Source organism: Pseudomonas graminis (assembly GCF_004364335.1).
Classification (GTDB): domain Bacteria; phylum Pseudomonadota; class Gammaproteobacteria; order Pseudomonadales; family Pseudomonadaceae; genus Aquipseudomonas; species Aquipseudomonas graminis_D.
Window position 1 is genome coordinate 92,567 of the sequence record NZ_SOCR01000009.1, and the last position, 18,664, is coordinate 111,230.

At 59.7% G+C, this 18,664-nt stretch carries 18 protein-coding genes; 11 read left to right on the plus strand and 7 right to left on the minus strand.

Annotated features, from left to right (window positions below):
• The first annotated feature begins 25 nt into the window (after positions 1–25).
• Together efeO and EC919_RS18090 are read left to right on the plus strand one after the other, a co-directional pair.
• On the plus strand, positions 26–850 hold the full coding sequence (efeO, locus tag EC919_RS18085) for an iron uptake system protein EfeO (protein WP_133775788.1): 825 nt from the start codon (positions 26–28) through the stop codon (positions 848–850).
• A gap of 526 nt (positions 851–1,376) precedes the next feature.
• A complete protein-coding gene (locus EC919_RS18090) occupies positions 1,377–1,724 on the plus strand; it encodes a hypothetical protein (protein WP_133775789.1) in 348 nt (115 codons plus the stop codon).
• 590 nt (positions 1,725–2,314) lie between these two features.
• Here EC919_RS18090 and EC919_RS18095 read toward each other — a convergent pair.
• From EC919_RS18095 to EC919_RS18105, 3 genes are all read right to left on the minus strand, one after another.
• Positions 2,315–3,085: a molybdopterin-dependent oxidoreductase gene (locus tag EC919_RS18095; protein WP_133775790.1), complete on the minus strand. Its 771-nt coding sequence runs from the start codon at positions 3,083–3,085 to the stop codon at positions 2,315–2,317.
• The gene (locus EC919_RS18100) at positions 3,078–3,701 is read right to left on the minus strand and encodes a cytochrome b/b6 domain-containing protein (RefSeq protein WP_133775791.1); all 624 of its coding nucleotides are present in this window, start codon (positions 3,699–3,701) and stop codon (positions 3,078–3,080) included. Before EC919_RS18100 ends, EC919_RS18095 begins: the two co-directional genes overlap by 8 nt.
• Positions 3,702–3,867: 166 nt before the next feature.
• Complete coding sequence (locus EC919_RS18105) at positions 3,868–4,491, minus strand: hypothetical protein (RefSeq protein WP_133775968.1); 624 nt, start codon at positions 4,489–4,491, stop codon at positions 3,868–3,870.
• Between the two features lie 326 nt (positions 4,492–4,817).
• On the opposite strand from EC919_RS18105, the gene EC919_RS18110 reads away from it, so the two are divergent.
• Positions 4,818–5,513 carry a heavy metal response regulator transcription factor gene (locus EC919_RS18110; protein ID WP_133775792.1) on the plus strand — a complete coding sequence of 232 codons (696 nt, stop codon included), beginning with the start codon at positions 4,818–4,820 and terminating at the stop codon, positions 5,511–5,513.
• Positions 5,486–6,895 carry a heavy metal sensor histidine kinase gene (locus EC919_RS18115; protein WP_133775793.1) on the plus strand — a complete coding sequence of 470 codons (1,410 nt, stop codon included), beginning with the start codon at positions 5,486–5,488 and terminating at the stop codon, positions 6,893–6,895. Before EC919_RS18110 ends, EC919_RS18115 begins: the two co-directional genes overlap by 28 nt.
• A 193-nt stretch (positions 6,896–7,088) precedes the next feature.
• On the opposite strand, the gene EC919_RS18120 is transcribed toward EC919_RS18115, so the two are convergent.
• A complete protein-coding gene (locus EC919_RS18120; RefSeq protein WP_133775794.1) occupies positions 7,089–7,757 on the minus strand; it encodes a polysaccharide lyase family 7 protein in 669 nt (222 codons plus the stop codon).
• Between the two features lie 568 nt (positions 7,758–8,325).
• On the opposite strand from EC919_RS18120, the gene EC919_RS18125 reads away from it, so the two are divergent.
• The 7 genes from EC919_RS18125 (at position 8,326) to EC919_RS18155 (ending at position 15,757) form a co-directional block, all read left to right on the plus strand.
• Complete coding sequence (locus tag EC919_RS18125) at positions 8,326–8,778, plus strand: MarR family winged helix-turn-helix transcriptional regulator (RefSeq protein ID WP_133775795.1); 453 nt, start codon at positions 8,326–8,328, stop codon at positions 8,776–8,778.
• A gap of 5 nt (positions 8,779–8,783) precedes the next feature.
• Complete coding sequence (locus tag EC919_RS18130; protein ID WP_133775969.1) at positions 8,784–10,874, plus strand: FUSC family protein; 2,091 nt, start codon at positions 8,784–8,786, stop codon at positions 10,872–10,874.
• Positions 10,871–11,080 (plus strand): DUF1656 domain-containing protein, encoded by a 210-nt coding sequence (locus tag EC919_RS18135; RefSeq protein WP_065988670.1) that lies wholly within the window; start codon positions 10,871–10,873, stop codon positions 11,078–11,080. Before EC919_RS18130 ends, EC919_RS18135 begins: the two co-directional genes overlap by 4 nt.
• Complete coding sequence (locus tag EC919_RS18140) at positions 11,077–11,997, plus strand: efflux RND transporter periplasmic adaptor subunit (RefSeq protein ID WP_133775796.1); 921 nt, start codon at positions 11,077–11,079, stop codon at positions 11,995–11,997. Before EC919_RS18135 ends, EC919_RS18140 begins: the two co-directional genes overlap by 4 nt.
• Positions 11,994–13,418, plus strand: a complete 1,425-nt coding sequence (locus EC919_RS18145; RefSeq protein ID WP_133775797.1) for an efflux transporter outer membrane subunit — start codon at positions 11,994–11,996, stop codon at positions 13,416–13,418. The genes EC919_RS18140 and EC919_RS18145 overlap by 4 nt, the downstream gene beginning before the upstream one ends.
• 233 nt (positions 13,419–13,651) lie before the next feature.
• On the plus strand, positions 13,652–14,485 hold the full coding sequence (locus EC919_RS18150) for an aldo/keto reductase (protein WP_133775798.1): 834 nt from the start codon (positions 13,652–13,654) through the stop codon (positions 14,483–14,485).
• Between the two features lie 255 nt (positions 14,486–14,740).
• Positions 14,741–15,757, plus strand: coding sequence for a transporter (locus EC919_RS18155; RefSeq protein ID WP_133775799.1), 1,017 nt, complete (start codon positions 14,741–14,743; stop codon positions 15,755–15,757).
• 80 nt (positions 15,758–15,837) lie between these two features.
• Here the strand turns inward: EC919_RS18155 and EC919_RS18160 are convergent, their stop codons facing one another.
• The 3 genes from EC919_RS18160 to EC919_RS18170 all read right to left on the minus strand — a co-directional run bounded on the left by EC919_RS18160 (position 15,838) and on the right by EC919_RS18170 (position 18,021).
• The gene (locus tag EC919_RS18160) at positions 15,838–16,236 is read right to left on the minus strand and encodes a hypothetical protein (RefSeq protein ID WP_133775800.1); all 399 of its coding nucleotides are present in this window, start codon (positions 16,234–16,236) and stop codon (positions 15,838–15,840) included.
• Between the two features lie 660 nt (positions 16,237–16,896).
• Positions 16,897–17,340: a hypothetical protein gene (locus EC919_RS18165; RefSeq protein WP_133775801.1), complete on the minus strand. Its 444-nt coding sequence runs from the start codon at positions 17,338–17,340 to the stop codon at positions 16,897–16,899.
• A gap of 333 nt (positions 17,341–17,673) precedes the next feature.
• Positions 17,674–18,021: a hypothetical protein gene (locus EC919_RS18170; protein ID WP_133775802.1), complete on the minus strand. Its 348-nt coding sequence runs from the start codon at positions 18,019–18,021 to the stop codon at positions 17,674–17,676.
• Positions 18,022–18,664 lie beyond the last annotated feature (643 nt).

The following is an 18,664-nucleotide window of genomic DNA, read 5'->3' on the forward strand; positions in this document are numbered from 1 at the left end:
ACCCTTACCTCACAGGAAGAGCTCTATGAAAAAGTCGCCCCTCGCTTTGTTGCTGACCTTTGGCGTGTTGCAGACATCGATGTCCGCGTTCGCCGCCACCGCGCCGCTGGACTTGGTCACGCCGGTTTCGGATTACAAGATCTACGTGACCGAAAACGTCGACACCCTGGCGGCCGACACACAGAAGTTCACCGACGCGATCAAGAAAGGCGACCTGGCGACGGCGAAAAAACTGTTCCCGACCACGCGTCTGTCTTATGAGTCGATCGAGCCGATTGCCGAGCTGTTCAGCGACCTGGACGCGTCGATCGACTCCCGTGAGGACGATCACGAGAACGGCGTGAAGGCCGACGATTTCACCGGCTTCCACCGTCTGGAATATGCGTTGTTCTCGCAGAACTCCACCAAGGATCAGGGTGTGTTCGCGGACAAGCTGTTGGCTGACGTGAAAGAGCTGCAGTCGCGCATCGCCGGCATCACCTTCCCGCCGGAGAAAGTCGTGGGCGGTGCTGCTGCGCTGATGGAAGAAGTGGCGGCGACGAAGCTGTCGGGCGAGGAGGATCGTTACAGCCATACCGATCTGTATGATTTCCAGGGCAACGTTGACGGTTCGAAGAAGATCGTCGATCTGTTCAAGCCGCAGTTGGAGCAGTCGGACAAGGCGTTCGTGGCGAAGGTGGAGAAGAACTTTGCGACCGTGGACAAGATCCTGGCGAAGTACAAGACCAAGGACGGTGGCTATGAGACCTACGATAAGGTGAAGGAGCAGGATCGCAAGGCGTTGGCGGGTCCGGTGAATACATTGGCTGAAGATCTGTCGCAGATGCGCGGGAAATTGGGTCTGAACTGATTCGTCAGGTACTCAAGAGCCCGCTTGCCGAGAGATCGGCAGGCGGGCTTTTTTGTTGTTGAGGATTGGGGGTATATCCGTTATTTGTGTTTGCTGAAGTTATGGTTCCGCCCTTACGGCGGGTCACTTTTTCCAACAGCCGAAAAAGTAACCAAAAAGGCCGTGCTCCTGGTTGGGCCCGACTTCGTCGGGTTCCTTCACTCCGGTCTCGCTCCGTGGGCCCGCGCCGAACGGACATCCATGTCCTGACAGCGCTCTCGCCGCATCCATGCGGCTCGGCCCACTGCGCGAAACCTGCGTTCAGCCTGCACCCAAGTCGCGTTTGGCGGTGTTTGAGCTTTTTGCGTATTAAGATCAAAAGCAGATCTGAAGCAGATCTGAAGCAGATCAAAAGCTTCCCGGCTGAAGCCGGTCCTACAGGACACCGCGTGCATTCAGTGGGACCGGCTTCAGCCGGGAAGAGGCCGGATTGTTCGATATCAGTTTTGCGGCGTGACGATCCGACTATTACAACGGTGGTTGTGAAATGAAGACTATAAAGAACACTACGACGGCCTATGTTGTGGAAGCCTCTCCATCAGAAATAGCAGTGAAAGTCATAGATGATGGTGTGATTGACCTACTCGTAGCGTTAGGTTTCGTACCGGCGCCAGATAAAGCAAAGAAATTGATGTCTTTGGTCGCACCTAATCAAAGCTCAAAAATAACTGTTTTTGAAAAGTTGCGAGATGCGGGAGTTTGCTTTTCCGCGGGTCCAGGTTGGTGTCCTGCCGACGTATTTGAATTCCTGAGAGAGAATAAGATGCTGAGCGGGCCGTACCGCAGAATAGTGTGGCGTGGGCCAGGTGAGTCGCAAATAATCGAAAACAGCTAATAAGACTTCAAGGTAGCTGGAAACCATCGCTTTTGCGGTGTAACCATCGACGCCTTCCCGGCTAAAGCCGGTCCCAGTGAGTGAACGCGATTTCACCGTAGGAGCCGGCTTGCTGGCGAATGCAGGTTGTCAGGCTGCGTCTTGATATCTGACCCACCGCGTTCGCCAGCAAGCCGGCTCCTACAGAAAAAAATGCGTTCTGTCAGGTACGACGATGACCGCTCAACGATCGTTGCGACAACCCGCCCCACGTAGGACCGGCTTCAGCCTGGAAGCTCTTGATCTTGATCTTGATCTTGATCTTCATACGCAAAAAGCCCAGACACCGCAGAACGCGACTTGGGTGCAGGCCGAACGCAGACGACGCGGAGTGGGCCGAGCGGCATGGATGCCGCGAGAGCGCCGTCAGGACATGGATGTCCGTTCGGCGCGGGCCCACGGAGCGTCGTCGAAGTGAGGGTATTCCGACGAAGGAGGAACCCAACCAGGAGCAAGCACCCTTGGTTACTTGGGGTGCTTTTCCAAGTAACTCGCCGAAGGCGAAACCCGAGGCCGTTAGGCCGACGCTTTAGATCTTGATCTTGAAAGAATCAAATCCCGCTGAACCAGTTGTACCCCTGATCCTCCCAATACCCCCCGGGATTATCATTGCTCACCACAATCTCAACGATATGCTTCGGATTCTTGAACCCCAGCTTCGTCGGCACCCTCACCCGCAACGGATAACCATACTCCGGCGGCAGCGCCACCTCGGCAAAGTCCAGCGCCAGCAACGTCTGCGGATGCAACGCCGTCGGCATGTCCAGACTGGAGTAATACCGATCCGCGCACTTGAAGCCGACAAACTTCGCCGTCGTGTCCGCGCCCACATGCTCCAGGAACGTCCGCAACGGCACACCGCCCCACTGCCCGATCGCGCTCCAGCCCTCCACACAGACCAACCGCGTGATATCGCTGCGCTGCGGCAGCTTGCGCAGCCCTTCCAGCGTCCACGGCGCCTTGTCCCGCACCAGCCCCGAAACGCCCAGCTTCCAGTCCGCCGTGTCCAGCTCCGGAATATCATCCTCGCTGTAAAACGCGTTGAACGGAAACGGGTTACGGACCTGATCCTTGCTGAACGTCGGCGCCAGCTTCTGCCCGCTGAACAGCCAGGCCTGAACCCGGTCGTTCCAGCGCGACATGCTCCACAGCACCTTGTCCACCTGATCGCCGTCCTGCAGGTTGCAACCGGTGAGCATCGCCATCGCGCCCACGGTCAGCCCGCCTTTCAGGAAATGCCGACGCTGCAGGCTCTCCAGCTGGATCTGCTGGGCCGGCTCCAGTTTGATGCGCGCAATGGCGCGTTTTTTAGGCTCAATCATGCTCAACCTTCCCGCTTTCAATGCCACGCGTACCGCCGGTGATCATCGGCATCAAGGTTTTCGGCACCATCAGCACCAGCACCAGATGCACCACCACGAACGCGCCAATGAACGCCATCGCCGCAAAATGCACGTACCGGGCGAAGTCGTAGCCGCCAAACACGGCGGTCAATTCCTGCAACTGAATGGGCTTCCAGATCGCCAGCCCCGTCAGCACGATCAACACGCCGGCGGCCAGCACCAGCCAGTACATCAACCGCTGCACGGCGTTGTAGACGCCCTTCTCGTGCTTGAGGCGGAAGCGCAGGGCGTCGAGCATGTCGCGCTTGACCGCTGTGGGGGTGACCGGCAGAAAGTCGCGCTTGAAATGCCGACTGAGCAGGCCATACAGCACGTAGATCAGGCCGTTGATCACCAACAGCCACATTACTGCGAAGTGCCACGCCAGCGCGCCGCCCAGCCAGCCGCCCAGGGTGAAATCCCGGGGGAAGGAGAAGCTGAACAGCGGCGACGCGTTGTAAATGCCCCACCCGCTCATGAACATGCAGACCATGCCGAAGGCATTGATCCAGTGCGTCAGGCGGATGGGCCATGGATGAATTCTGGTTTTTTTCATGGGGCGAGACTCATCACGGATGAATTCGGTACATCAGCAACTGTAGGAGCGCGATTGCTCGCGAAGTCGGTCTGCCAGCACCCGATCAATTGCCTGACCCACCGTCATCGCGGGCAAGCGCGCTCCTACGTACTGCGCTGCGGCGCCGTGAGACGCCGCAACCCGCTTACATCGGCGGCTGGAAGCCGTCTTTGCCGACCGCGACACCGCGTGCGGTCTTGCCGTCTTCGCCCGGGAACACGACGATTTTCGCGCCCTTGACCAGCTCATCGACCTTGCCCGGCTGCACGTAGGCAATCGGCACGTCTTCCGGCACGACCAGCTGCTTCTCGCCGCCTTTGTAGCCGACGCTCAGGGTACGGCCGTTGGCCTTGCCGCTCAGCTTGCCGACGGTGCCGTTGGTCATGGTGCCGGTGCTGCCGTCAGCATTTTCCCAACCGTAATGGCCTTCACCGCTGCCTTTCAGGCTCGGTTCAAACACGGTCACTTCCAGGGCTTTCAGCGTGCCGTCGGCCTGTGGAGTCGCGGCAGAACCGATGAAGCTGTCCGCCTTGATCGACGCGATGTCAGTCTTGGAGACCAGGCGGATGCCGGTCTTGTCGGTCAGCCCGATGCTTTGATGGGCGCCGGAGCGGGTGGTGAAATTCAGGGTGTTGCTGTCGACGCTGTCGACCGTCCCGCGCAGTGGTTTGACGACCGGCATGTCACCGGCGGCCATGCCGGCGGCGGAAGCCATGACGGCGGCGCTGAGCATCAGCATGCCGAACGTGGTGGTCAGGGCTGTCTTCATCTTCATCGGTGAATTCCTTCAGGCAGTTAGGGAAAGTTGAAGCTGAGGGTCATGTGTGTTGCATGACGGCCATCCTGTACCCGCCACCGGCACCCGACAATGACCGCCCGATTACATTTTTGTCATTCAAGCACATCGTCGCTGACCGTGTCGGCCAAGGCGGCAATCAATGACAAAAATGTAACCGACCCCGCGCCATCCGTTGGTTACACTCCACATCCGGCGTGGCCTGCAGCCCTGCGCGCCTGTACTGACCCACACTGATGAATCATCCGACACCCCACGCCGGCGACGCTGCCAACGACGTGAAGCGAGCCTGACAGACGATGCACATTCTGCTTATCGAAGACGACACCAAGACCGGCGAGTACCTGAAGAAGGGCCTCACCGAGTCCGGTTACAAAGTCGACTGGACCCAGCACGGCACCGACGGCCTGCACATGGCCCTTGAGCACAGCTACGATTTGCTGGTGCTCGACGTCATGCTGCCGGGCATCGACGGCTGGCAGATCATCGAAATCCTGCGGGCGAAACAGGATGTGCCGGTGCTGTTTCTCACCGCCCGCGATCAGTTGCAAGACCGCATTCGGGGCCTCGAACTGGGCGCGGACGATTACCTGGTCAAGCCGTTTTCCTTCACCGAATTGCTCCTGCGCATCCGCACCATCCTGCGTCGCGGGGTGGTGCGCGAGGCCGATCATTTCCATCTGGCCGATCTGGACCTGGACCTGCTGCGCCGTCGGGTCACGCGCCAGCAACAGGTCATCACCCTGACCAACAAGGAATTCGCGCTGCTGCATCTGTTTCTGCGTCGCGAGGGCGACGTGTTGTCGAGGGCGCAGATCGCTTCGGAGGTCTGGGACATGAATTTCGACAGCGACACCAACGTTGTCGACGTGGCCATCAAGCGCCTGCGCAGCAAGGTCGACACGCCCTACCCGATCAAACTCATCCACACCGTGCGCGGCATCGGTTACGTCTGCGAGGTGCGGCCATGCGAGCCCGACGCCAGCCATCCCTGACCCTGCGCGCGACCCTGGCGTTTTCGGTGGTGGCCATGCTCGCCGTCGCCAGTGCCGGCATGTACCTCTACGAGACCATGAAGGGCGCGGTGATGACCCGCAGCGACCATGCGGTGCTGGCGCGGCTGGATCACTTTCGCAAACTGCTGCAATACGACCTGACCCTGACCACGCTGCAAAGCAGCCCGCAGCTGTTCGAGAACATGCTCGACAGCGAGGACGACATTTTCATCATTGCCGAGCCGGGCAAGCCGGCGGTGATCATGGTCAACCCGCTGCACGCGCCGCTGCCGTCGATGCCGGTGGTACCGGCCAACATGCCACTGAGCGTGGCCGACATGCGCAGCGGCATGCTGGATTCAGGGGTGTTTGATTCCGAAGTGCCGATGCGCGCGGCGACGGTCGAGGCGGTGTCTGGCGGCAAGGTTGTGCACCTGACGGCGGCGCACATTGCGGTCAAGGAGATGGCCACCCTGGCGGGCTTCCGTAATCGCATCCTGCTCGCCGTTTCACTGGCATTTGTGGTCACTGCGCTGCTCGGCTATGTGTTGCTGGGCCGGGGGCTGCGGCCGTTGCGCAGGATGGCCAGCCATGCTGCGGCCATCACCCCGGCGCAGCTGGACAGCCGCATGGACAACCGCGACACACCGGTGGAGCTTCAACAGCTGGGTGAGGCCTACAACGCGATGCTCGACCGTCTCGCCGATGGCTATCAGCGACTCACGCAGTTCTCCGCCGACCTGGCCCATGAAATCCGCACGCCGGTGGGTTCGTTGATGGGGCATTGTCAGGTGGCATTGCGGCAACCGCGTACCGAGGATGAATACCAGGCGTTGCTGGCGTCGAATCTGGAGGAGCTGGAGCGCATCTCGCGAATGGTCGAAAGCATTCTGTTCCTGGCGCGGGCCGACGAGGCGCAATCCGCCCTGAACCGCCAGACCCTGAATCTGGCGGACGAGTTGCAGCGGGTCGCGGGCTATTTCGAAGGGCTGGCGGAAGAGCGTGACATCGCCCTGCACACCAAAGGCGACGCGCGGATCGAGGCCGATCCCCTGTTGCTGCGCAGGGCGCTGAGCAATCTGGTGGCGAACGCGATTCGCTACGCCGATGAAGGCAGCGCGATCGACATTCGAGTGGTTGTGGGCAGCAGGCACTGCCGCATCGAAGTGGAGAACCAGGGCCCGACGCTGGACGACGCCACCCTGGGCAAACTGTTCGACCGCTTCTATCGCGGCGACGCCTCACGTCACCAGAGCTCCGACTCCAACGGACTGGGCCTGGCGATCGTCGCCGCGATCATGCAGCTGCATGGCGGCGAAGTGGCGGTCAACCAGCCTGCGCCGGGGCGGATCTGTTTCGGGCTGGTGTTTCCGATAAGTTGAGCGGCAGCGGCTCTCAAGAACTCCGCATAACCTGTAGGAGACGTCGGAGGTTACGACGGCAGCGAATGCAGTGGATCAGTCACGCACATTTCTGATGAAACATCGCGTTCGCCAGCAAGCCGGCGCCTACAGAGTGCGCACGCCACGCTGAGCGATCCAATCCGACATTCCTACAGAGCTACGTCCCAAAACCTCACGCCTTCTTGTCGTGGGTCGCCACCAGTTTGTAAAACGTCGCCGCCCCGCCTTCGGTGGCATACCCGGTGTTGTCCTGGGTGTACACACCGGCCTTGAAGTACAGCGGTTTGCCGCTCCACGACGGGTCGAGCTTGGTGCCCCATTGCATTTCGTGGGCGTTGACCGTGAGGTTGCCGGCGGCGGTGAGGTGGATGGTGTAGGTGAAGCGCTCCTTCATCAGCACGCCGGTCGCGACCTGAATCACTTCAGGCTCGGAGGTCGGCGTCAGGCGAAACTTGACGACGATGTTGCCGCTCTTGAGTTTTTCCTTGTACTGATATTCAAGCTTGATCAGTGGCTCGGTGCTGCCATAGCAGTGGATCTGGCCGATGACGATCTTGCCCGTCGACGGCACCTGATCCACGGTCAGCGCCGCGCGCAGGAAATTGTCCGCCTGGGAATAGACCCAGTTGTGCACCGCACCGTTGGCGTAGGTTTCGCGCAATTCGGTACGGGGATAGATCGCGTTGTCAGTCCTTGACCCGGTGACCGGTGCCCAGAAGAACAGAGTGTCCCCTGAACGGAAGTAACCATCCTTGTAGCCGGCCACCAGTTTTGGCGTATCGATGGTGGCGGCGGGGATACCGACCGGTACAGAAAGATTCCAGATGGCGAGATCAATCATGGTGCACTCATGGTGCGCGATGCGCACAGCAAAGAAGGTGTCTGGAACAGGCCTGTCACTGCCGTTCCCGTCATCTTTGCTATCGGCTGAACCCTTTGATCTTTAGTCGTCCCGGGAGTCAAGAAACCGCCGAGGCGCCGGAAGACGCGCGCAACGCCATTACAATGCCACTACCGAATAAAAGTGGCCCATTGCCCTCACGATTTGCCCAGCCAGCGTAAACCGGGGAGTGGGGGCTAATAATTTGGCGCCATTTTTTTGGAGACCGCTTAGACGGCACTGAAAAAATTAGTTCAGCCAGCGAGGCAGCACCCGACAAACGGTATGGGAAAATTCCTGCACGATACTGTTTAACGTCCTAATTGGGGGGCTGACGCGTTTGGCACGCCCCTCGCCTTCAGGCCGGATTCAGACAAGCCCGCCTGCGACAATCTGCCGGACCTGCCAAATCAGATTCCATTTGACGGCACCACAGTGTTACAAGATATTATTAGTTAGCAACCTAATAATGCAGCGCCTAATCATTCAGCTCCTAACCAAACCCACGTACCGTTTCAATGGCCTTTTCATGAACCCTGACACCCTGCAAATGCGCGTTACAGGCGGCGTCGTCGCGGCCTCCCGGCAGTGGCGTCGCGTCTGCCAGACCACGCTGATCAACGTCGGCGTAAGCGAAGCCTGCGCCGGCCCGTTGCTGATGATCGCGCGCCTGGGTGAAGGCGTGCGTCAGGTAACGGTGGCCCAGGCCTGCGGGCTGGAAAGCCCGTCACTGGTGCGCCTGCTCGATCAGCTGTGCAAAGCCGGGCTGGTGCAGCGCACCGAAGACCCCACCGACCGCCGCGCCAAGGCCTTGAGCCTGACCGACGAGGGTCGGGCGTTGGCCAATTCCATCGAGGAGGAGCTGATCCGCCTGCGCCGCGACATTTTCAGTCACGTCGACCCGGCAGATCTGGAAGCGACCCTGCGAGTGTTCAACGCCATTGCCCAGGCCACGCCGATGGCGCCGGAGTCGTCCTCTTGAGCGGCCTGTTCAAAGGCTTTTTCGACGGTGTACCGCCGGGACGCGACTGGTTCTACGGCGTGCGCACGTTCGCGGCCTCAATGCTGGCGCTGTACATCGCGCTGATGATGGAACTGCCACGCCCCTACTGGGCGATGGCGACGGTCTACATCGTCTCCAGCCCGTTCGTGGCGCCGACCAGCTCAAAGGCGCTGTACCGCGCGGCCGGCACCTTGCTCGGCGCCGCCGCCTCGGTGGTGCTGGTGCCGATGTTCGTGCAGACGCCGTTTTTGCTGGCGGTGGTCATCGCGCTGTGGACCGGCACCCTGCTCTTCCTGTCCCTGCACCTGCGCACCGCCAACAGCTACGCGCTGATGCTGGCGGGTTACACCATGCCGCTGATTTCCTTCCCCGTGGTCGACAACCCCCAGGCGGTGTTCGACATCGCCGTCTCGCGTACCGAAGAGATTTTCCTCGGCATCGTCTGCGCCGCCGTGGTCGGCGCAATGTTCTGGCCACGTCGGCTGGCGCCGGTGCTGGTCGATGCCATGGGCAAGTGGTTCAAGGACGCCTCGGCCTACAGCGACCTGTTCCTCTCCCGCAGCGCCACGCCGGACGCGGTCGGCGGCCTGCGCACGGCCATGGTCGGCACCTTTAACAGCCTGGAGCTGATGATCGGCCAGTTGCCCCACGAAGGCGCCCATCGCCAGACCGTGCGCAACGCCAAGGAACTGCGCGGGCGGATGATTCATCTGTTGCCGGTCATCGATGCCCTGGACGACGCGCTTTGGGCGCTGGAGCGACGTTCGCCCGAGCACGTCGCCGACCTCGCCCCGCTGTTGATCGAGTGCCGCGACTGGGTCGAGCAGACCGCCGAAGGCGCGCCGATCAAGTACTGGAAGGCGCTGCACGCCGAGCTCGACCGCCTGCAACCTACGCCTGCGCAGATCGACGATCGCCGGCAACTGTTGCTGTCGAACGCGCTCTATCGGCTGCGCGAATGGATCGACCTGTGGCAGGACTGCCGCAGCCTGCAACACGCCATCGAAACCGACGATCACTCGTCATGGCGCGCGGTATATCGCCACTGGCGGCTGGGGCGACTGTCGCCCTTCCTCGATCGGGGCATGATGCTGTATTCCGTGGCGACCTCGGTCAGCGCCATCATCGTCGCCTCGGTGCTGTGGATCTTGCTGGGCTGGCAGGACGGCGCCAGTGCGGTAGCGCTGGCGGCGGTGTCGTGCAGCTTCTTTGCGGCGATGGACGACCCGGCGCCGCAGATCTACCGCTTCTTTTTCTGGACCATGATGTCGGTGATCTTCGCCAGCCTCTATCTGTTCGTGGTGCTGCCCAACCTGCACGACTTCCCGATGCTGGTGCTGGCGTTTTCGGTGCCGTTTATCTGCGTCGGCACCCTGACCGTGCAGCCGAAGTTCTACCTCGGCACGCTGCTGACCATCGTCAACACGTCGTCCTTCATCAGCATCCAGAGCGCCTACGACGCCGACTTCGTCAACTTCGTCAATTCCAACCTGGCTGGGCCGGCGGGTCTGGCATTCGCCTTCGTCTGGACGCTGATCGTCAGGCCGTTCGGCACCGAGGTGGCAGCCAAGCGCCTGACCCGTTTCAGCTGGCGCGACATTGTCTCCCTCAGCGAAGAAGCCAGCCTGGCCGAGCACCGGCACATGGCCGTGCGCATGCTCGATCGCTTGATGCAGCACCTGCCGCGCCTGGCGATCACCGCGCAGGATTCCACCAGTGCACTGCGCGAAGTGCGCGTCGCCTTGAACATGCTGGATTTGCTGGCGTACATGCCGCGGGTCGACACGGCGCCCCGGCAGTTGGTGCGCCAGGTCGCGAGCGAGGTTGGCGCGCATTTCCACGACTGCCTGAAAGCCCGGGAGCGTTTGCCCGCCCCTAAAGGTCTGTTGATGACCATGGACCGCGCCCGCCGCGCCCTGACCTTCAACGGCGTGGGCGACGACGACGCGCGGATGAATCTGCTGCACGCCCTCAGTGGCTTGCGCCTCGCGCTGCTGCCGGGCGTGGAGATCGTCGATGTGCTCGCCGAGCAGGAAGAACAACCGCCCTATGGCATCGATGGAGCGCCGTTATGATCGGTGATGTGGACATCAGCGGGATTTTCCTGCCGACCTTTCTGGTGCTGATGGGCATCGCTTACCTGATTTTTCTGGTGGTGCACGCCGTGCTGACGCGCGCCCGCTTCTACCGCCTGGTCTGGCACCGGGCTTTGTTCAACGTCGGTCTATACGCTCTGCTGCTCGGCGTCGTGGATACCCTAAGTCGATACCTGATGAAATGAAAAAACCTCTACTGACGCTGGGCCGCGTGGTCCTGACCCTGCTGGTTGTCACCCTCGCCGCGATCGTCGTCTGGCGCATGGTGATGTATTACATGTACGCGCCGTGGACCCGTGACGGGCACATCCGCGCCGACGTGATCCAGATCGCGCCGGACGTTTCGGGGCTGATCGAGAAGGTTGCGGTGAGCGACAACCAACCGGTCAAAAAAGGCCAGCTGCTGTTCACCATCGACCAGGACCGTTTCCGCCTCGCCTTGCGCCAGGCCCAAGCCACAGTCGCCGAGCGCAAGGAAACCTGGGAACAGGCCCAGCGCGAGAACCGCCGTAACCGCAGCCTCGGCAACCTCGTGGCGCGCGAGCAACTGGAAGAAAGCCAGTCCAAAGAAGCCCGCGCGCTGTCGGCACTGAACGAAGCTCAAGTGGCGGTCGATTCGGCGCAACTGAACCTGGACCGCTCGGTGATCCGCAGCCCGGTGGACGGCTACCTCAACGACCGCGCGCCCCGCGACCGCGAATTCGTCAGCGCCGGACATCCGGTGCTGTCGGTAGTGGACAGCAACTCGTTCCACATCGACGGCTATTTTGAAGAAACCAAACTGGACGGGATTCACATCGGCTCCGGCGTCGACATCCGCGTGATCGGCGACAACGCCCGCCTGCGCGGCCATGTGGTGAGCATCGTCGCAGCCATCGAAGACCGCGATCGCAGCAGCGGCTCGAACCTGCTGCCCAACGTGAACCCGGCCTTCAGCTGGGTGCGACTGGCCCAGCGGATTCCGGTGCGCATCGCGTTTGATGATGTGCCGGCGGACTTCCGCATGATTGCCGGGCGGACGGCGACGGTGTCGATCATTGATGACGCGCGCACAGATGCTCAGGGAAATGAGCAGCCCGTCCAGCCAGGAGCGCCGAAATGAAACACCGCGCACGCCTGCTGACCGTGGGCATGGGCTTGCTGCTGTCGGCTTGCACCGTGGTTGGCCCGGACTACAAGCTGCCCGATGAAGCCGCCGTCAATCGCCCCGATCTGCAAGGCGAGCTGGCGGGTTCGTCGACCAATGTGGTGTCGGCGCCCGTGCCGGCTGACTGGTGGCGCCTGTATCACGACCCGAAACTCGACGAACTCGTGGGTCAGGCGCTGGTGTCGAGCACCGACCTGCGCGTCGCTGCGGCGAACCTGCAACGGGCGCGCTTTCAGATGAGCGAGGCAGACGCAGCCGGTGGCTGGAGCGGCACCGCCAAGGCCGGGGCGCAACGCTTGCAGGAAGCCGGGCAGGCCTATTTGCTGCCGGAAAAAGTGCCGGTGTCCAATGTCGGTGATGTCGGCCTGACCACCTCCTACCAGTTCGATCTGTTCGGTGTGCTGCAGCGCGGCATTGAAGCGGCCCAGGCCAACGCCGACGCGACCCAGGCTGCGGCCGACACGGCGCGCATCACCTTGGTGGCCGACGTGGTTCGCGCGTACACCCAGGTGTGTGCCGCCAACGAAGAACGCAACATCGCCCTGCACTCCCTGGACCTGCAAAAACAGAGCCTGAGCCTGACCCAACGCCTGCGCGACGCAGGCCGTGGCGACGAAACCCAGGTGACGCGCTCGCAAACCCAGTTCCGGTCGTTGCGTGCCGATTTGCCGCGCTACGAAGCGGCGCAGAAGTCGGCGCTGTATCGCCTGTCGATGCTCCTCGCCCGTCCGCTCAATCAGCTGCCTCGGGGCGTGGCGGAATGCGCGGAGCTGCCCCATATCGCGCAGGTCATGCCGGTGGGCGATGGCGCCGCGCTGCTCAAACGTCGCCCCGATGTGCGCCAGGCCGAACGCCGCCTGGCCATGTCGACAGCGGCCATTGGTGTGGCGACGGGCGAGTTGTATCCGGACATCAGCATCGGCGCGACGGTGGGCACGGTGGGGATTCTGGACGAACTGGGCGATCCGTCGACCAATCGCTGGGGCTTTGGCGGGGTGATCAATTGGACCATCCCGTCCAATGGCGCCCGGGCGCGGATTCATATCGCCGAAGCGTCGAATCAAGTAGCGCTGGCGCGGTTCGATGGCGTGGTGCTCAACGCCATCCGCGAAGCCCAGACCGGGCTGTCGCAGTACACCGCGTTGCTGGAACGCCGCGATGCGCTGGTTGAGACCGAAGAGTCCGCGCGCCAGGCGGCGGACCAGACCCACCGGTTCTTCCTGGCCGGCCGCGAATCCTTCCTCGCCGACCTGCAAGCCACCCGCACCTACACCGACATCACCGCGCAACTGGCGGCGGCCAACACCCAGGTGGCGATGGGACAGATCGACCTGTTCCTGGCGCTGGGCGGGGGTTGGGACAACGGGCATAAGTAAGTTCTCGCTGATTGGCGCGCACTCTTTGTGGGGACCGGCTTCAGCCGAGAATGCGCAGTCGTCACGCTGCAAAATTGATGGTGCTCCTACTGGCCTCTTCCCGGCTGAAGCCGGTCCTGCAATGGGCATGCGATCCCGCTCACCCACCACGCACTCGCTTGAGATTGAACCCCTGCCGCCCCGTACTGCCTGACTCTTAATCACTGAGTCCTATACGCCCGGAGGCACCCCCGATGCGCACGCTTGAACTGGCAGACAAAACCGTCCCCGTCATCGGTCAGGGCACCTGGCACATGGGTGAGGATCGCCATCAGTTCGAGGCGGAAGTCTCGGCGTTGCAACTGGGTATCGACCTGGGCCTGATGCTGATCGATACCGCCGAAATGTACGGCGAGGGCGGCGCCGAGCAAGTGGTCGGCGAGGCAATCGCCGGGCGTCGCGACGAGGTCATGCTGGTGAGCAAGGTCTACCCGCACAACGCCAGCCGCGCGGGCATTCCGGCGGCGTGCGAGCGCAGTCTGAAACGCATGAAGACCGACTATATCGATCTGTATCTGCTCCACTGGCCCGGTCAGTACCCGCTGGAAGAAACCGTCGAAGCCTTCGAGCGTCTGCGTGAGGCGGGCAAGATCGGCCGCTGGGGCGTGTCGAATTTCGACGTGTCTGACCTGCTTGAGCTTGACGCGCTGGGCCTTGGCGGCGGGTGTGCCACCAACCAGGTCCTGTACAACCCGGAAGAACGGGGCATCGAGTACGACTTGCTGCCCTGGATGCAAACCGCGCGGATGCCGTTGATGGCGTACTGCCCGATTGGCCAGGCGGGCAATCTGTTGATGAACCCTGCCATCCTTGAAGTCGCCGAACGCCACGACGCCACCCCGGCGCAGATCAGCCTGGCGTGGGTGCTGCGGCAGGACGGCGTAATCGCCATTCCCAAGGCCGTCACGCCCCATCACCTGGAATTGAACGCCGCCGCGGTGGATATCGAACTGTCGATCGAGGATGAATTGTTGATTGACTCCTCATGGCCGGCGCCGCTGCGCAAGACGCGGTTGTCCATGGTCTAGCTGTCACCTGTAGGAGCGTGGCTTGTCCCGCGATCGGCGGGGAACCCGTCGTAAATGGCTGTAACTGTGCCTGCTTCACACAGTGCGGCTTCTGGGTTGACGACGACTTCGTCGCCGATCGCGGGACAAGCCACGCTCCTACATCATCGGCGCCATCGCCTCCTTCACAAACCGTCACAAAACTGTCAAAACCCCTTGCGATGATGCCGCTTTCGATCTCGTGCCCTGCGGGGCACTTTCCGTCTGCGAGCCTTCATGAATCAACGCATCGCCCATCATCTGGATTCCGATCTGTTTGGCTTGCTTTACGGCTACCGTTTTCGTCCCGGCGATCCTGGTCGCGAGCTGGATTCGACGGCCGCGCTGGAATGCCTGCGCCAGCCAACCGCGCCCGACGAGTTCGTCTGGCTGCACCTGAACCTGGCCCACGCCGGTTGCGAACGCTGGCTGAAGACCAACCTCGACTTGCCCGACGAGTTTCTCGAAGCCCTGCACGAAGGGTCGCGCTCCACGCGCATTGAACACGTCGACTCTGCCCTGCTCGCGGTGGTCAACGACGTGGTATTTGACTTCAACCGCGTCTCCACCGACATCGCCACCTTGTGGGTCTGTGTGCGCAGTAACCTGATGATCTCCGCGCGTCATCAACCGTTGCGCTCGGTGGACCGGTTGCGCTCCTCGGTCAAACAGGGCGAAACCTTCCGCTCCCCGCTCGAATTGCTTGCCCACCTGCTGCGCGACCAAAGCGACGTGCTGAGCCAGTTCATGCGCAAGACCAGCCTCAGCGTCGATAAAATCGAAGACCAACTCCTCTCGCAACGCCTGAGCAACAACCGCTCGGAACTGGGCGCCATGCGTCGGGTGCTGGTACGCCTGCAACGGCTACTGGCCCTGGAGCCCGGCTCGCTGATGCGCCTGCTGCACCGACCGCCGCAATGGCTGCTGGAAGACGACTTGCAAGAGCTGCGGCAATCCACCGAAGAGTCCGCGCTGGTGATCAGCGACCTCACCGCCCTCGGCGAACGGATCAAACTGCTGCAGGAAGAAATCGCCGCCAACCTCAACGAACAAAGCAGCCGCACACTGTTCACCCTGACGGTGGTCACGGTGCTGGCGCTGCCCATTAATATCGTGGCTGGTTTTTTCGGGATGAATGTCGGGGGCATTCCACTGGCCAGTGATCCCCATGGGTTCTGGGTGCTAGTGGCGCTGGTAGCGACCTTTACCTTTATCGCCGGCCGCTGGGCATTTCGGAAAAGTCGGGAGTATTGAGGGGATATCGTTGAAGAACCCAATTGACCCGGCTTGACGATGTATCCGCCAAGCCGGGCAGTTATCAGACCGGAGGCAAACTAGCGGTTAGGGCCAGAAATCAGCGTGTACTCTCTTCCAGAAAATCGATAGCCAATACCACCAGCTAGGAATACTTCTGCATAGACCTGTACTGTCTCCCCAACTTGCAAATTCAACTCAGAAATGAAACGGGTCTTGTGCGTTACCGTCCATAGTGCTTTTCCATCACGACCCTTTTCATCAGGTTCAATGGTTATCGGTAGCTCATGAGCGTTCTCGCTAACGACTTGCCAAGTACCGGAGCCGATGTACTGCAGGACAGAGAGGTAGCACTTACGCGCCGTCAGCTCGTCTCCGTCAATGACGATAGTAAACTCTTGATTCAGACCTATCTCAGTCGCACTTTGAAAACCCTCGACATAAGGATTAGAGACTTTAATTGCTTTGCGATCAATCATGATTAATATTCCTTTATAGCCATCAGAACAAGTAAGCGATGTGGGAACTAAACAGCGATTCTCGTTTTCGTTACACCTATCAGGCGACCAACATCCGTGAGCTGCGCGCTCAGCCAGATGCACCAGCGGGCCGCTTCCCTGGATTGAACAGCGCACCAGGTTCCATCATGAGTTCATCCCCTTCAGGACGCCCTCAAAGAGCAATTAAACTTTTCTGAGTGAATTAGCCCAAATGAGCGTCGGCTTGCAACCCCATTGGAAGTTCACTGCCCGTTAAACTTAACCTATTCGAGTATTCGTGAACGGTTAGACTCTCTCGCAATGGCATTTATAGCGAAACGCTCTACCCAGACTGAACAGCGCCATGGCCCTCCCCTTGTTTGCGACCGATATCGAGTAAAAACAACTACCCAATGCCCCCAAGCGTTCCGATGCGGCGGGTAGCGACCTTTACGTTTATCGCCGACCGTTGGGCGTTTCGTAAGAGCCGTGATTATTGAAAGGATATCGTTGAAGAACCTGATCACCCGGCTTGAGAGAGGTGTCTACCAAGCCGGACGATTAGGAGGCCAGAGTCAAGTTAGCGGCGCATACCAGATACAGAGTAGTGATGAGCATGACGCCTCAATCAGTATGAACGTCGGCCAGACCTGAGGATAATTATTCCCCTACGCGATATTTATCCCCCTCGTGCACTGACCCCTTTGCAAAGTCCTTCACGCTTCCACCCTCTTGGACATGTTTCTTGAATTCAGTCTGAAGCGCGTTTACCTCTGAGGCGTCCATAGCCTCTTTGCCATTCAAAATATAAAGGAAATACGCGGTGACTTCTTCGCCAGATCTGAGATCAGCTTCCAACTGGACTTCATCGGACAGCAGCGGTTCCAACGGATCGTGCGAGGGCGGTCCCTCAATGAGTGCTGGGGAGGTTGTGGCAGCCCCCCCATTCGCTCGAAGCAGACAAAGAAGATACCTGTGTATTTGAATCTGCTTCGTAAATACCTGAACAAAAAAATGATCAGTCTTTTTGATAGTAGCCCCCGGGGTTTTACCTTTCACGGAGGGATGATCATAAAGGATTTGGGTTTTATCAGTATCGGCCATGATTGCATTCCTTAGCGAGTGACATCATTGATAGTTGAGTGAGGACCGTGCCTCAATGACACGTTAGCCTACTCAGACTGCAATTCACCTTCATCATGGACGAATGGTTATAACGATTCGCGATGTCCTCAATAGCCAATTAGAAAAGCCGATCCTCCGTGAATACACCCTAACTGCCGGTGCTGGTCGTTTCCAGGAGCTGGAATGATTGAGTGGCGCGAGGCGAGATCACACTGACGACTCGGCTCAGTTATGCAAGAGCCGGGAAGTCAGGTCGTTCCTGAGCAACACATGAGGCCGAATAGCCACGTGGGTGGTTTGTTGAGGTGATCCTTACTCAATTACGTACTTCTGACCCTCATGAGAGTATTGATCCCCTGAGGCCGAACCGTTAAACATTACGGTCACCGTGTCACCTGAAGAGGCTTTGCCGTTAAATACTTGCTTATTAGAGAGGAAGGTTTGCCAAAGTTTGTCCTCGACTTTAAAGGCTATTCGCAGCACGGGGTCTGAACAGGTCTCGCCAGCTTCATTGACAAGCCAAAAGATATAGTGATGAACATCGTCATAGCGCCCGTACATAATCATCTCGATCGGTTGCTTCAGCGAAATCTTCCCATGAGTGGCCGTACTGGTTAAGTGCGGCCAATTCATACGCGGCCGTTTATCATCTGCGCTCATAATTGTATTCCTTAATATATATTGATCTTCAGAGGTTAATGTCAAGCCTTAGGTTTATCCAGTCGTATCGGTTATCATATGCACCTCCTTTGTATTCCATGGATGATCGGCAACTCACTTCTCGATAACGGTTAGAGCGAAGACCATGATCATTAATAACTGCGCAAGGATTGCAGTACACCGGCGCAGGCGTCGCGCTGCAGGCTGTTTTATTTTTAACTGAACGGTGGTTCGGTATTATCGTCATTTCACGGGCGACACCTTGGACAACTCAGCATCCAGACCGATTGCAGCCAAGTAATGAAACTCAGAACTCTCCAGCCTTGTAGCGTTTATAACGTCCATGTCATCAGTCCATTGCAGATAAAAATCAGATAACCCCATATCTTCTACAGCAGTGGCAACGTTAATTAACCGCCTCCGATAATGGGACAGGGTCGACAAACGGTTATATTCTTTTGCGATTGATGCAATAGCGATTTAATTGATATCGATGTCTCAACTCGCAGCGCGAGCCCACACAAACACGTCCAACAAAAATCGGACAGACCGCTGCAGCCGCCGGGCATTTCGTGATCCATGTCGCATTTTTGTCACATTTTGAAATGATCATGTCTGCCATCCCCCCTCAACAGGATCGCGA

Coding starts and splice junctions, on each gene's coding strand:
- efeO (WP_133775788.1), top strand. CDS start 26: ATGAAAAAGTCGCCCCTCGCTTTGTTGCTGACCTTTGGCGTGTTGCAG.
- EC919_RS18090 (WP_133775789.1), top strand. CDS start 1,377: ATGAAGACTATAAAGAACACTACGACGGCCTATGTTGTGGAAGCCTCT.
- EC919_RS18095 (WP_133775790.1), bottom strand. CDS start 3,085: ATGATTGAGCCTAAAAAACGCGCCATTGCGCGCATCAAACTGGAGCCG.
- EC919_RS18100 (WP_133775791.1), bottom strand. CDS start 3,701: ATGAAAAAAACCAGAATTCATCCATGGCCCATCCGCCTGACGCACTGG.
- EC919_RS18105 (WP_133775968.1), bottom strand. CDS start 4,491: ATGAAGACAGCCCTGACCACCACGTTCGGCATGCTGATGCTCAGCGCC.
- EC919_RS18110 (WP_133775792.1), top strand. CDS start 4,818: ATGCACATTCTGCTTATCGAAGACGACACCAAGACCGGCGAGTACCTG.
- EC919_RS18115 (WP_133775793.1), top strand. CDS start 5,486: ATGCGAGCCCGACGCCAGCCATCCCTGACCCTGCGCGCGACCCTGGCG.
- EC919_RS18120 (WP_133775794.1), bottom strand. CDS start 7,757: ATGATTGATCTCGCCATCTGGAATCTTTCTGTACCGGTCGGTATCCCC.
- EC919_RS18125 (WP_133775795.1), top strand. CDS start 8,326: ATGAACCCTGACACCCTGCAAATGCGCGTTACAGGCGGCGTCGTCGCG.
- EC919_RS18135 (WP_065988670.1), top strand. CDS start 10,871: ATGATCGGTGATGTGGACATCAGCGGGATTTTCCTGCCGACCTTTCTG.
- EC919_RS18140 (WP_133775796.1), top strand. CDS start 11,077: ATGAAAAAACCTCTACTGACGCTGGGCCGCGTGGTCCTGACCCTGCTG.
- EC919_RS18145 (WP_133775797.1), top strand. CDS start 11,994: ATGAAACACCGCGCACGCCTGCTGACCGTGGGCATGGGCTTGCTGCTG.
- EC919_RS18150 (WP_133775798.1), top strand. CDS start 13,652: ATGCGCACGCTTGAACTGGCAGACAAAACCGTCCCCGTCATCGGTCAG.
- EC919_RS18155 (WP_133775799.1), top strand. CDS start 14,741: ATGAATCAACGCATCGCCCATCATCTGGATTCCGATCTGTTTGGCTTG.
- EC919_RS18160 (WP_133775800.1), bottom strand. CDS start 16,236: ATGATTGATCGCAAAGCAATTAAAGTCTCTAATCCTTATGTCGAGGGT.
- EC919_RS18165 (WP_133775801.1), bottom strand. CDS start 17,340: ATGGCCGATACTGATAAAACCCAAATCCTTTATGATCATCCCTCCGTG.
- EC919_RS18170 (WP_133775802.1), bottom strand. CDS start 18,021: ATGAGCGCAGATGATAAACGGCCGCGTATGAATTGGCCGCACTTAACC.